Source organism: Flavobacterium cellulosilyticum (assembly GCF_004349355.1).
Classification (GTDB): domain Bacteria; phylum Bacteroidota; class Bacteroidia; order Flavobacteriales; family Flavobacteriaceae; genus Flavobacterium; species Flavobacterium cellulosilyticum.
On the sequence record NZ_SMFK01000002.1, the window covers coordinates 128,861 to 142,336 of the forward strand.

Sequence of the window (13,476 nt, forward strand, 5' to 3'; positions counted from 1 at the left end):
TTTTTACTCAATTGACAAGTTTTTTATCACAAAGTAGATTATATTTAAAGAAATGAAAAAACTTGGAATAGTAATTACTGATGGTGTTGGGTATAGAAATTTCATTATGAGTGATTTCATTATGGAAGCCGCCAATCAATTTGATACAATAACAATCTATTCTGGCTTGCCGATAAGTGTTTTTCCTTCATTTTGCCAAAACAAAATTAGTGTAAAAGAACTGGATGTTTTTGTGGAAGGAAAACTGACCTGGTTTTTTAGAAAATGGAAGGAAGTAGCGCATTTGAAACAACATTACTCTTTTTATGGAATGAAAGATAATCTGCTTACAGGTTATCCCCGAAACAATTCATCACGGGCATTGTTAGTAAAATTGATCTATTTTTTTACTCGATTTATCCATTCCGATGCCAGTATTCTTTTTGCCGAAAAATTACAATACTTATCCTTTTCTAAAAATAAAATTACCTATGCCTATTTTCGATTATTAAAAGAGGACAAACCGACCCACGTCTTTTTCACCCACCAAAGACCGCCTTTTTTAGCACCTTTTTTATACGCTGCAAATAAGTTAAAAATACCTTCAAGTACCTTTATTTTCAGTTGGGACAATCTTGCTTCCAAAGGCAGAATGCTGGGTGCTTTTGATTATTTTCTGGTTTGGAGTCATTTGATGAAAGCTGAGTTGTTGTATTTTTATTCAAATGTTTCAACCGAAAAGGTAAAAGTGGTAGGGACCCCACAGTTTGAGCCTTATGTAATGTCTAAATACAAAATTTCAGCTGAAACGTTTTTTACAAAATTTCAGTTGGCTGCTAATTTGAAAACTATTTGCTACAGCTGTGCCGATGTTTCCATTGGTCAAAATGATCCATTAGTAATCAAGGTTATTGCGCATGCTATACGAAATAATGCCATTACAGCCCACGTGCAATTATTAGTAAGGACTTCTCCTGCAGAAAATGACACACGATTCAAAGCTGTCAAAGAGGAGTTCCCAGAAATTGTATGGAACGTTCCAAAATGGATTTTGATCCGAGAAAATCATGCAGAAAGTTGGTCGCAACGCATCCCTTCAGAAGAAGATATTAGCGACTTACGAGCCATATTAGAATATTCCGATTTGAATATTAATATGTGTTCTACTATGAGTCTCGATTTTATGTTGTTTGATACCCCAGTAATCAATACCGTTTTTGGTAATATAGAAAATGGTTTGTATAACGACCAACGCTTTTTGGATTACGATCATTTTAAAAAAGTGGTTGATAGCCAATCTGTAACCATAGCGAAAAATGAGGAGGAATTAATTGAACAAATCAATCAAAATTTGAATAACCCAAAGGAGAAATCTACCCAAAGGCGTGCCATGATTGACTTGCAAATAAGTGAACCCTTAATAGATACCAGTAAAAGAATAGCCCAAACATTATCTCATTTGAATGATTAAACCCACGAAAATTGCCATTGTTTGCAACTATGTTTTAAATCCCATCCGGATTGGAGGTATGGATCGATTTTATGTAGCCTATGACACTAAAGCAAAAGAGTTGGGGTATGATATCGATTGGTATTTCTTAGAATACAATGCTTTTGATTTCTACTCGGGATTGACCATTTATAGTGCTAACAACCAAAATGTAGAATCGTTTTTCTTAGAAAAAGTACGTGAGGAACATTTACACTATGATGTATTAGTTACTCATTTTCTAGCTTTGTGTACCTCTTTTTTTAAAAAAGCAAGAGCTACAGGAATCCAGCAGCTAATAGCAGTAGATCATAATCCAAGACCTTTGGAAGGTTTTCCGCTTTCTAAAATCATTAAAAACAAAATCAAAGGAATTTTGTATTCCCCGTATATTGACCAATTTATAGGTGTTTCCGATTACACACGAAAACACATACTTCAGGATTATGGTTCTTTTTTGGCTCGAAAAACAAATGTTATTTATAATGGGATTGATACTTCAGTTTTTGTAAAACGAACCCAAGAAAATAAAAATAAATTTGTGGTATGCTCTCATTTGCGTTATTCGAAAGGAATTCAGGATTTACTGAAAGCACTGTCACTTTTAAAAAGTGATATCAAAAATCAAATCATGATAGATGTGTTTGGGGAAGGTCCTTATGAAATAGAATTGAGGACAATGACCAATGATTTTGATTTAAACAACATAATTCATTTTAAAGGCAGTTCTTCCAGACTCAATGAAGTATTGTCCAACTACAATTATTTGCTACAACCCACTTATATGGAATGTTTCAGTCTTTCTATTTTGGAAAGTTTAGCAGCCAATGTGCCTGTAATCACTACTTCCGTTGGTGGTAATCTTGAAATTGTTGAGCATAATAAAAATGGCTTTATCTTTGAACCGAAAGATTATTTGGCTTTGTCTGAAATAATTAAAAACATAGTTGAAGGAAATAATGCAATCAATAATGAAGTGAATTTTCAAATTGAAAATGATTTCAATTTAGGGAAAATGGTTGACCAATATATAAAAATTCTTATTAATTATGAGCTATAACCTATTATTACCGTTAATAAAGAAGACTGGAAGTCAATTGTCTCCTGAGATGTTTCAAGAAAGAGTTAATATTGTTTTTCATGATCACGAAGCGAGCCATTATGATAATATGCATAGGGATATGTGGGAAAGCCTTCAAGAACAGATTAATTTATTGATAGATGATTTGTTTCAAAAAGAATCCATTCAAATAAAAAAACTTAATTTGTTGGATATTGGTTGTGGCACAGGATTAAGCACTCAAATATTGTTGAATTCTAAATTAGGATCTCATATTGATTACATAACACTTTTGGATACTTCTTCTAATATGTTAAAACATGCGAAAGAAAAAGCTAAAAACTGGAATAAAGAATATACAACTGTAAATTCGTATGTATCGGATTTAACTGAAAAACACAATGTTGTAATTATTTGTTCAGTGCTACATCATATACCGGATTTGACACTATTTTTGAATCAAGTTGATAATGTACTTAATCCTGGTGGAATTTTAATTCACCTGCAAGACCCAAATGGGGATTATCTTAATGATGCCAATTATTTAGAAAGAATAAGGGCTTATAAAAATGAAATGGATTCTATGCCAAAAAATAAAAACATTACAGATATGATTCCTAAAAAATGGAAACGGTATATTAATCGACAATTAGGAAGGAAAACATATATTGATAAAATAAATGATCAATTGATTGCCGAAAATGTAATTAAGAAAAGAATGTCAGCTGACCAAATATGGAGTGTGACCGATATTCATGTCGAAAATAAACACAATTCAATTACCAAAGGAATTTCATTTCAGTTTTTGCAGAAACAACTAATAAATTTTAAATTAATTAATCAAAGATCTTATGGTTTTTATGGAGCTTTAAAAAGCGACTTGAATGAGAAATATAGAAAAAGTGAAGAGGGATTCATATCAGATAATTTATTAAGTGGAAGAAATATTTCTTGCATTTGGATAAAAAACAAATAAATGAAAATCGCCTTTCTAACTCCCGAATATCCCCATGCAAAAACTGAAAGTTCAGGAGGTATTGGCACGAGTATTAAAAATTTGGCGGTTGGACTTTTGCAGCAAGGTTGTTCGGTTCGGATATTGGTTTATGGTCAAAAGGAGGAAGGTGTTTTTGATGATAAAGGGATTACAGTTCAACAAATAAAGAATTTGAAATTCATGGGTTTGTCTTGGTGGTTGACCCGAAAAAAGTTGGAGCGTCTCATCAATCAATTGTATACAGCTAAGGAAATTGATTTAGTGGAAGCACCCGATTGGACAGGAATTACTTCTTTTATCAAAGCTCGAAAATGCCCCATTGTTATTCGACTGCATGGTTCTGATACTTATTTTTGTCATTTGGATCATCGTCCTGTTAAATGGATAAATAAATACCATGAACGAAGAGCACTAGAAAAGGCTGATGTGTTGTTATCGGTAAGTCAATTCACCGCTGATTTGACCAATGAAGTTTTTGGGTTGGAAAAAGAATTTACTATCATACCCAATTCGATTAATGTTGATTTATTTAATAGCAATTGCAAAAGCAATGGTAATAAAACTATTTTGTATTTCGGGAGCCTGATTCGAAAAAAAGGAGTTTTAGAATTACCATTTATTTTTAATGCAGTAGTTGAAAAGAATCCTGAGGCTACACTTATTTTGATAGGGAAAGATGTGGCTGATATTCTTACTGGAAATTCTTCTACTTGGGCAATGATGCAATCGCTATTTACAGAAGAAACATTGTCAAAGGTGCGTTATTTAGGTAGCGTTCCTTATTCGGAAATACAAGAACAAATTGCCAAGGCAACAGTCTGCGTTTTCCCTTCCTTTGCAGAAGCTTTACCTGTTTCATGGCTGGAAGCCATGGCTATGCAAAAACCTATTGTTGCATCTGATATAGGTTGGGCAACTGAAATGATTGAAGATGGTGTAGAGGGTTTTTTGGTGCATCCAACGCATCACGAAGAATATGCTGCCCGAATCAACACCTTTTTAAACAATTCGAATTTATTACTTACTTTTGGAGAAGCTGCTCGTAAAAAAGTAGAAGAGCAATTTAGTGTTGAAGTAATACGCAAGAGGAATATGGAGTTATACCGTTCTATCATAAAAAAATAAAATGAGTTTTGAGTTAAATGAATATACTACTGCATCGGAGGAAATCATTCTCTATAGAGGCCATCCCAATTTGGATAAATTAGAGGAATTGTCAAAAGGACCTGGAGATATTTGGCATAGTTCATTGGATCAGGGGTATAAAAATGCATTTCCGGAATTGGTCTATCAAACGGCAGTGTTTTTTTGGTACCTGAATGATTTTAATAACTTGGAACAAAGCGTAAGTTGGAGAGTTAATCCCAATGCGTTTGCCGTTCGTAAATCGGTATGGGAATTGACCAAAGGTTTTGATGTCGATTTTGAAAATCCTCAAATGCAGGCTTTGGATTTTGGAATTCGATTGAACCGTTTTATGGGTGGAGTTACTCTCTATGTACAAAATTTATTTCCTTCTGTAATTACCGAAAAAGTAATTATTTCACCAAAAGATCGCCATCTTTTCTTTAGAAAAAATTATAAAATCAGCCACGCCATTTTTATGATGTACAGGATCGGCTTCTGGAAAATTTCGGAGTGGAAAGCGTTTTTATTTGTTATAAATAATTTTCAAAAAAGGAATGCCGACATCATAATTCCACCAAGAAAACTTAATGAAATTCAAGGAAAACCATCAGTTGCTTATATTATTCCCACAATGTATCGGCAAGACTATACGTTACAATTGTTGGAGGATTTGTCTAATCAAAATTATTTACCAAGAAAAGTTGTGGTAGTAGATGCCACTCCCGTATCTGAAAGACACGAAACTTTGTACCAAGCTAAGAAATATCCTTTTGAATTAATCGTTAAATGGCAAACCACCAAGGGCAGTTGCAGGGCGAGAAATGAAGCGATTGCATTATGTACTTCCGATTATATTGTTTTTGGAGATGATGACATTCGAATCCTACCCGATTTCATAGAAAACCACATTAGGTTTTTACAAACCTACAATACAGGTGCTTGCAATGGTTTGGATATCCGTGCCGATATCCACACCCAAGATTTGAATGATTTAAAAAATATAATAGAAAAATTAAAAGATAAAAAATTCTACGTTGGAAATGCCCAATCCTTTAGCAATGCCAATTCTTGCGTAAAAAAAGAATACGTTGACCAATTAAGAGGGAACGATGTCAACTTTGATGGGGGTTATGGCGAAGATAGTGATTTTGGAATGTCATTGACGAAAATTGGAGTTACCGTTTTACAAAACCCCTTTTCGGTGAATTTACATTTAAAACCGCCAAGTGGAGGCTATCGTTTTTGGGGAAGCCAAGCCAAGATGATGGGCAAAAAACGTAAAAAGCAGCCTTGGGAACTGGATACTCCAGTAAAATGGGTCCGGCCAGTTCCGAGTCCAACCATTTTGTATGGCATTATGAAACAGTTTACACCTCAGCAATTATTTGAATATAAATACAAGCATTTTAGTTATTATCTGTTTGATGGACCAAAACTTACTTTTCTGTATCGGTTATTGAGACTTCCGTATAAGAATATGCAATTTAAAAAATCGATTTTTTATGCTCGAAAACTAAGGACTCTAGGCATAAGACACCAATAAAACATGAAATTTTCTCTCATTATCTGTACCTACATGCGTCCCCAACCTTTGCTCCAATTGTTGCAATCGATTCAGGAGCAAACAACGTATCCTGATGAAATTCTGATTATTGATGGTTCGACCAACAATAAAACAGAGAGAATCTTGAAAGAAAATTTGTTTCGTAATTTGCACTATTTTATGGTGCCTGCTGAACATCGCGGTTTAACTAGACAAAGAAATTATGGAATAGAAAGAGTGGGTAATGAAATGGAAGTGGTTTGTTTTCTCGATGATGACACCATTTTGGAACACGATTATTTTGAACAATTACTCAATGCCTATAAAATCTATCCGGATGCTTTGGGTGTTGGTGGTTATATTAGCAATGAATCCGAATCCGAATTTGTAGGGGAAGACTATCATCCCCACATTAATGAATATTTTTACGACGGTTGGAAGCGAAAGGACAGTAGTCGCTTTGTTCTCCGGAAATGGTTGGGATTGGATAGCGATTGTCCTCCGGGATATTCTTCTAAGTATTCCCATGGGCGTAGTGTTGGTTTTTTGCCTCCTAGTGGGAAAATATATAAAGTTGAAATGCTTATGGGAGGTGTATCTTCTTTTAGAAAAACTATATTTCGTACCCTACAATTCTCCACTTATTTCGAAGGGTATGGCTTGTATGAAGATGCAGATTTTACTCTGAGAGTCGCGAAAATCGGGAAGCTGTATGTTAATACGGCAGCCAAATTGAACCATTTTCATGTTGTTTGTGGAAGACCCAACCAATACCAATATGGCAAAATGGTAGTCAGAAATGGGTGGTATGTATGGCGAATCAAGAATCCAAGACCTTCTCTAAAGGACAAACTGAAATGGCATTCTATTAGTTTGCTTTTGACATTCATACGATTTAGTAATACATTTACCAGCATTAAAAAAAATCAAGCTTTTACCGAAGCCATGGGAAGAACGGTGGGTTGGTGGAGTTTATGGTTTAATAAACCTAAAATCAAGAATTAAAGTTTTTTAAAGTTTTTTAAAGTTATGTGAGTTTATGAATAAAATAGAATTTTCTACCAGAAGACTTAATCTGGCCATTGTGTTCATTTCGACCTTGTTGATGATTATGGTTCTAAATTTCCCTTTCAAAGCAAACCGTTTTGGGGATATGACCTTTCACGAAGAGGCAAAAAATTTGGCCTTGTTTCTAAAGGGAGAAGTTGCTTCGAATAAAGTATTCATTACCAAAGCTCCAGGTCCGATACTTTTTTATACTCCAGTTTATTTACTTGCAGATGTACATGCAACTGATGATCAATTATGGGTATATGGAGTGGTCTTTACTTTTATAATTGGTACAATCAGTTTAATACTTATTTTTAAAGTAGGGGCCAGCTTTTTTTCTAAAGAAGTGGGGCTTTTGAGTGTGTTATTGTTTTTTGCTTTTCCCATACATATTTATTATTCACTAGGAATATTGGCAGAAATGCCTGCTTTTTTCTCTTTGGCTTTGGCTTTATATGGTTGGTCTATTGTATATTACGAACCCAATAAAAAAAGGGGTTGCGCCTTATTAGTGTTTGGAATGTGGTTTCTAATTATGAATAGGCCTAATGCTGTCTTACTTCTTGGAGTTCTTTTTTTAGTAATTGTGTATGCCTTTTTTTACAATAAGGAATTCTATAATAAGTATGCAAAAAAATTAATGTACACCTTTCTGGGTGTTTTTATTTTAGGAATTGGAACTCATCAATTGACCAAAAAGATAAGTGGAACTCAGTCCGGAGGAAATCAAGAAACTTATTTCTATTATGTAGCACATATAGGAAGGTTTCAGTTTAGAGAAGAGCCTACTGATTTGCGATTTTGGGAAAGTGATATTCGGCCTGATAGCAAAGATTATCAAAATTGGATACGAAGTGGAAATGAATTGGATGCAGTTATTACCAATTCGAATCATTCTTATAATGAAGTCTATAGGACGTTTATTGTTAACGACGTGTTGGAACATCCATTTTGGTTTGCTAGGCAGTTAGTCGTTCGGAGTTTTTATGGACATATTAATATTATCAGCAAAGTGCAACCCAATCAGTTTCAATTGGGACCCTTAAATGGGGCTTTTGGTTTTTGGTTTTTTCTATTGATTATCAATTCGATTAACATTCTTGTTCTTGTAGGGGTAACACTATTTTTTATTAAAGAAAAAAACTTAATTCAATATTGGGTTTTTTGGGGAATTTGGATTGGCTTAGTTATTTTTCACGGATTAACCTATATGGAGCCCCGGTATATTTTTCCATCTAAGGTTGCTTTATATCTAATGAGTGCCGCGGGATTGTATCGAATTTCTTGGATAAAAGCAATAATAGATAAAATTTCAATGTATGTATTTCCAAAGAAAAATGAAGCTTAATAAGGATTTGTAATAGTAATCAGTGGTAGATAAGAATAAATATTTGATAAGAATAAATCTTTTTATTTAGTGATTGTGAAATTTTGGATTGAAAGTGAAGAGTATATAAGTAATTTATTAACTCATTTGTAACAAAAGGATTTAATTTGTTTAAAATAAATCAAATCGATGTTTTTAATAATTACATCAAAACGGTTTAAGACGGTATATATAATAAGAGGGATGGAAATAGAGTACGAAAAAAAATACCACGAAGTGGAAAGGGATAATTGGTGGTTTGTTTCCCGACGAAAGTTTTTACTTGATGCCCTTAAAAATGTACCAAAAGATAGCATAATACTAGATATTGGATGTTCCTCTGGTATTTTTTTAAAAGAACTAGCAAGTATTGGTTTCAAAATGGAGCAGCTTTATGGAATTGATATTAGTGAAAAAGCAATAGAAAATTGTAAAAATAATGGTTTACAAAATGTCTTTGTCATGGATGCTCAAAATATTACTTTAACTGAAAAATTTGATATCATTGTGGCTTCAGATTGTTTGGAACATTTGCAAGATGATACAAAGGCAATTAAGAACTGGTGCGATTTATTGCAAATAGGAGGAGTTATTTATGTGTTTGTTCCTGCTTTTCAATCTTTATGGAGTTCACATGACGAGGTAAACATGCATTTTAGAAGATATACCAGTACAGAATTAAAGGTTATATTGCAAAAAGAGAAACTGACTATTTTGAAATCCAGTTATTGGAATTTCTTTTTGTTTATTCCGCTTTATATTTTCAGAAAAATTGATGCCGTTTTATCGGGAAACAAAAAGAAAGAAGGACATATCATTGATGGTGCAATGACCAATATTATTTTATTGAAGTTACTTTTGCTTGAAAACTGGCTGCTTAAGTTTGTGAATTTCCCTTTTGGGGTTAGTACCTTTTGCATCGCAAAAAAAAAGTGAATTGAAATAACATTCAAAAGTACCGATTACAAACCAACTTAACAATTGGGTATTATAATAATTATTAAATGAAAAAAGAAGACTTTGACTATCTCTATTTAATTCTCTTCCATGCCGGGATTGGTTTTTTGGTATATTTGTTTCCTTTTATGTCTAAAATATATGGCTATGCCATTTTAATATTTGGAATCTATTACGTTGTAAAAAAACAAAACAAAAACAACGAAGCCTTGATTGTTGCTGCTTATGTTGTTGGGAGCGAGGTTTTTCTTAGGATGACAAATGGAAACCCTTTGTATGAAATTTCCAAATACGGGGTGATTATTTTTGTTTTCTTGGGAATGTACTTTAGTGGTTTCTCTAAAGGAGCGACACCTTATTGGATTTTTCTACTCCTCCTTGTGCCTAGTGTAGTTCTCTCTACCTTTGTCCTCAATTTCGATACTAATATAAGGAATTCCATTGCCTTCAATATCTCAGGTCCTGTCTGTTTAGGGATAGCCTCTTTGTATACTTTTAGGCGAAAAATTCCATTAGATCAAATGAATTCTATTTTGCTCAGTATAGGGTTACCTATTGTGACATGTATGGTGTATTTAATTTTTTACACACCCAACATTCGGGATGTGATTACTAGTACCCAATCTACTGGAACAACTTCAGGCGGATTTGGTCCGAACCAGGTGTCCACTTTTTTGGGTTTAGGAATGTTTATTTTTTTCTCTAGGGCCATTTTGGAGTCTAGGACAAAATTTATGCTTGCTATCAATTTCCTAATAGCCATTAATATGAGCTATCGTGGTTTAGTGACTTTTTCGCGGGGTGGGATGATAACTGGTTTTTTGATGATTATTTTGTTGATGTTTTTTCTTTATTATAAATCCAATTATACTGGTAGAGTGAAATTGAATTATGTAATTGTGTTGATTGCTACTGCTTTGATGTTGACATGGACCTATATTTCTTTTCAAACGGGTGGACTAATTGACAAGCGTTATGCCAATCAGGATGCCAAAGGAAGAACTAAAGAATCAAAATTTACAGGAAGAGAAGAAGTGGCACTCAATGAAATTGATTCATTCTTAAATAACCCCATTTTTGGAGTGGGAGTGGGTAAAGCGGTCGAAATACGCCTTGCTGATACGGGAAATGGCACCTTATCTCATGATGAAATTACCCGTATGCTTGCTGAGCATGGCACCTTGGGTATTTTTGGTTTACTGATCCTGTTTTTTACTCCCTTGTTTTTGTATCTGGACAACAAATTCAATATGTTCCTGCTGTGTTTTGTTGCTTTCTGGTTTTTTACGATCAACCATGCAGCCATGCGAACTGCCGCACCTGCATTTGTCTATTCCTTATCGCTTCTTAATGTTTATTTTGAGAAGAAGGGGAAGGGGTTAGAAAAAGGTTAATTGGTTAGTGGTTAACTGGTTAGTAAAAGGTTAATTGGTTAGGGGTTAACTGGTTAGGAGTTGACTTGTTAGTAAAAGGTTAATTGGTTAGAGAAAAGGTTAATTGGTTATGGGTTAAAAGGTTATGGGTTAGTTGGAAAGCGGAAAGGTTAACTCTTTAATCGTATTTTGAATGTTACATTCAATTAACCAGTTAACCAATTACCCCCTCTTTTTTGCCTTAATCATCATTTCTAACTGATCCCAAAGTTCTTCTGGAATAGCTTCTAAAATATTAAATTCACCGGCACCTTTGAGCCATTCTCCTCCGTCAATTACGATTACTTCTCCATTTATGTAAGCGGAGAAATCAGAAACCAAATAGGCAGCCAAATTGGCTAATTCTTGGTGATTTCCAACGCGTTTCAATGGTACTTTTTTGGACATATCAAATTTTTCGGCGAGATCCCCAGGTAATAAGCGATCCCAAGCACCTTGAGTTGGGAAGGGGCCCGGTGCAATAGCATTGGTACGAATCCCGTATTTTGCCCATTCCACAGCTAGACTTCTAGTCATGGCTAAAACTCCCGCTTTTGCTGCAGCACTTGGCACTACATAGGCAGAACCTGTGAAAGCATAGGTCGTAACGATATTTAAAACGGTTGCACTTTTTTGTTTGGTTTCAATCCAGTGTTTTCCAAGAGCCAACGTGCAATTCTTAGACCCTTTAAGAACAATATCCAGAACGGTATCAAAAGCATTGGCCGATAATCTTTCGGTTGGAGAGATGAAATTCCCTGCGGCATTGTTAAGTAAAACATCTACTCTGCCGTAAGCTTTTATAACCTCTTGAAGCATATTTTCAACTTGGTCATAATGCCGAACATCACATTGTACTGCCAGACAAGTTCCACCCGTTTCGGATTCGAGTTCTTTAACTGTATTTTGCAATTTCTCCAAATTTCTAGAGCTAATAGCCACCTTTGCACCCAATTCCATAAAATAGCGCGTCATGGCTTTACCTAAGCCACTACCGCCACCAGTTACTACAATTACTTTGTCAATTAGAGCATCATCACGAAGCATTTTTGCTGAGAAATCCATAATTTTATTTTTTTAGAGATGTAAATATAAGGAAAAATAGTTATTATGCACGCATAGTAAAACAAGAAAACACATAAGCAGTTTACATGCTGGACTGCTATTTGTTTTTTACTTCGGATTAAACAGATTGGAAACTATTTTCATGTGCTTGTTTTAGCTCTTCTGCTATTTTGTAGCTTTTTGTCACAAGACAACTATCAAACCATGCACAATCTTTTAGCGGCTTCTTCAAGCGTTTTGTTGTCTTTTGCAAAACAAAATCGAATGCATTTAATATCTTTTCCATTGGCATAAAAGGATGATATAGGTATGGCTGCCACTCCGTATTCCAACACCAATCGTTTGCAAAAATCAACGTCATTTTCATCAGAAATTGAGGCATAAGAAGCCACTTGGAAATACGTTCCTTCGCAAGGCAATAATTTGAATCGGCTATTTTCGAGCAATTTTCTAAAGTAGTCCCGTTTTTCCTGATAGAATGCTCCAAGTTGATTAACTGAAACCAAATCCAGGTATTCGCTAATAGCTACTTGGCAAATACTATTGACGCTAAAAACCAGAAATTGGTGGACTTTTTTAATTTCCAGCATCAAGTATTCCGGTGCCACGAGATAACCCACTTTCCAACCTGTTATATGAAATGATTTCCCAAAAGAGGATGCGACAACGCTGCGATGGCGTAATTTTTTACGTGTATGAACTGCTATATGGTGTTGTTCAAAAGTGATGAATTCATAAACTTCATCTGATAACAAAATAACATCAAGGTATTTTTCAAAGAGTTTTTCTAATGATTCAAAATCGGTATTAGTCCATATTTTCCCTGTAGGATTGTGGGGATTGTTGATGATAATCATTTTGGTTTTTGAAGAAAAGGCTTTCTCAATTCGATTCCAATTGGGCGTGTAATCGTCATTCAAATCTACCCGAACAGCTATTGCATTGCACAGTAAAATGGGTGCTTCATAACAATCATAACTCGGATCGAGAATAATTACTTCATTATTTGTTTTAACCATTGCCATAATTGTGGTAAAAATGGCTTGGGTTGCACCAGCTGTTATCAAAATTTCATTTTCGGGCTGGACGGTTCTCTGATAGGATTTCAAAACTAGTGATCCTATCTTTTGTAATAGCGGAGGATAACCCGACATGGGAAGGTATTGGTGAACGTTTTTTTTTGCCAAACTTGCAATGATTTTCGTCAATCTTTGATCCACTGGAAAGTTAGGAAAACCTTGCGAAAGATTAATAGCGTTGTATTCGGTCGCCATTTTGGACATGATTGTAAATATGGAAGTGCTTGTATTTGGAAGTTTGGACATATTCAAAATAGGGTTTAAATTTGTAAATAGGGTTGTAAATCCATTTTCAAAATTGCCAAATATAATTCCCTTTTATCAAACCAACCTCTTTTTTTAAAAGAGGTT

General features: G+C 34.4%; 11 protein-coding genes. 9 read left to right on the top strand and 2 right to left on the bottom strand.

The genetic code is table 11. From position 1 onward, the window contains the following. Window positions 1-52: 52 nt before the first annotated feature. The 9 genes from E0F76_RS04540 (at window position 53) to E0F76_RS04580 (ending at window position 10,963) form a co-directional block, all read left to right on the top strand. Entirely contained in the window at window positions 53-1,450 is a 1,398-nt protein-coding gene (locus E0F76_RS04540) for a hypothetical protein (protein ID WP_132001997.1), read from the top strand. After that, window positions 1,443-2,528 carry a glycosyltransferase family 4 protein gene (locus tag E0F76_RS04545; protein ID WP_132002000.1) on the top strand — a complete coding sequence of 362 codons (1,086 nt, stop codon included), beginning with the start codon at window positions 1,443-1,445 and terminating at the stop codon, window positions 2,526-2,528. The genes E0F76_RS04540 and E0F76_RS04545 overlap by 8 nt, the downstream gene beginning before the upstream one ends. Then, on the top strand, window positions 2,518-3,504 hold the full coding sequence (locus E0F76_RS04550) for a class I SAM-dependent DNA methyltransferase (RefSeq protein ID WP_132002003.1): 987 nt from the start codon (window positions 2,518-2,520) through the stop codon (window positions 3,502-3,504). Before E0F76_RS04545 ends, E0F76_RS04550 begins: the two co-directional genes overlap by 11 nt. Further along, a complete protein-coding gene (locus E0F76_RS04555; protein WP_132002006.1) occupies window positions 3,505-4,650 on the top strand; it encodes a glycosyltransferase family 4 protein in 1,146 nt (381 codons plus the stop codon). A 1-nt stretch (window position 4,651) separates the two neighbouring features. Continuing rightward, window positions 4,652-6,196, top strand: coding sequence for a glycosyltransferase family 2 protein (locus E0F76_RS04560; protein WP_132002009.1), 1,545 nt, complete (start codon window positions 4,652-4,654; stop codon window positions 6,194-6,196). Window positions 6,197-6,199: 3 nt separating this feature from the next. Beyond that, window positions 6,200-7,201, top strand: a complete 1,002-nt coding sequence (locus tag E0F76_RS04565; protein ID WP_132002012.1) for a glycosyltransferase family 2 protein — start codon at window positions 6,200-6,202, stop codon at window positions 7,199-7,201. A 34-nt stretch (window positions 7,202-7,235) separates the two neighbouring features. Beyond that, complete coding sequence (locus E0F76_RS04570; RefSeq protein ID WP_132002015.1) at window positions 7,236-8,594, top strand: hypothetical protein; 1,359 nt, start codon at window positions 7,236-7,238, stop codon at window positions 8,592-8,594. 222 nt (window positions 8,595-8,816) lie between these two features. Continuing rightward, window positions 8,817-9,548, top strand: coding sequence for a class I SAM-dependent methyltransferase (locus E0F76_RS04575; protein WP_132002018.1), 732 nt, complete (start codon window positions 8,817-8,819; stop codon window positions 9,546-9,548). 68 nt (window positions 9,549-9,616) lie between these two features. Then, the gene (locus E0F76_RS04580; RefSeq protein WP_132002021.1) at window positions 9,617-10,963 is read left to right on the top strand and encodes an O-antigen ligase family protein; all 1,347 of its coding nucleotides are present in this window, start codon (window positions 9,617-9,619) and stop codon (window positions 10,961-10,963) included. Window positions 10,964-11,164: 201 nt separating this feature from the next. Here E0F76_RS04580 and E0F76_RS04585 read toward each other — a convergent pair whose 3' ends face one another. Then, window positions 11,165-12,046 (bottom strand): SDR family oxidoreductase, encoded by an 882-nt coding sequence (locus E0F76_RS04585; protein ID WP_165932636.1) that lies wholly within the window; start codon window positions 12,044-12,046, stop codon window positions 11,165-11,167. A 197-nt stretch (window positions 12,047-12,243) separates the two neighbouring features. Continuing rightward, window positions 12,244-13,371: a methionine aminotransferase gene (locus E0F76_RS04590; RefSeq protein WP_132002024.1), complete on the bottom strand. Its 1,128-nt coding sequence runs from the start codon at window positions 13,369-13,371 to the stop codon at window positions 12,244-12,246. Window positions 13,372-13,476 lie beyond the last annotated feature (105 nt).

Coding starts and splice junctions, on each gene's coding strand:
- E0F76_RS04540 (WP_132001997.1), top strand. CDS start 53: ATGAAAAAACTTGGAATAGTAATTACTGATGGTGTTGGGTATAGAAAT.
- E0F76_RS04545 (WP_132002000.1), top strand. CDS start 1,443: ATGATTAAACCCACGAAAATTGCCATTGTTTGCAACTATGTTTTAAAT.
- E0F76_RS04550 (WP_132002003.1), top strand. CDS start 2,518: ATGAGCTATAACCTATTATTACCGTTAATAAAGAAGACTGGAAGTCAA.
- E0F76_RS04555 (WP_132002006.1), top strand. CDS start 3,505: ATGAAAATCGCCTTTCTAACTCCCGAATATCCCCATGCAAAAACTGAA.
- E0F76_RS04560 (WP_132002009.1), top strand. CDS start 4,652: ATGAGTTTTGAGTTAAATGAATATACTACTGCATCGGAGGAAATCATT.
- E0F76_RS04565 (WP_132002012.1), top strand. CDS start 6,200: ATGAAATTTTCTCTCATTATCTGTACCTACATGCGTCCCCAACCTTTG.
- E0F76_RS04570 (WP_132002015.1), top strand. CDS start 7,236: ATGAATAAAATAGAATTTTCTACCAGAAGACTTAATCTGGCCATTGTG.
- E0F76_RS04575 (WP_132002018.1), top strand. CDS start 8,817: ATGGAAATAGAGTACGAAAAAAAATACCACGAAGTGGAAAGGGATAAT.
- E0F76_RS04580 (WP_132002021.1), top strand. CDS start 9,617: ATGAAAAAAGAAGACTTTGACTATCTCTATTTAATTCTCTTCCATGCC.
- E0F76_RS04585 (WP_165932636.1), bottom strand. CDS start 12,046: ATGGATTTCTCAGCAAAAATGCTTCGTGATGATGCTCTAATTGACAAA.
- E0F76_RS04590 (WP_132002024.1), bottom strand. CDS start 13,371: ATGTCCAAACTTCCAAATACAAGCACTTCCATATTTACAATCATGTCC.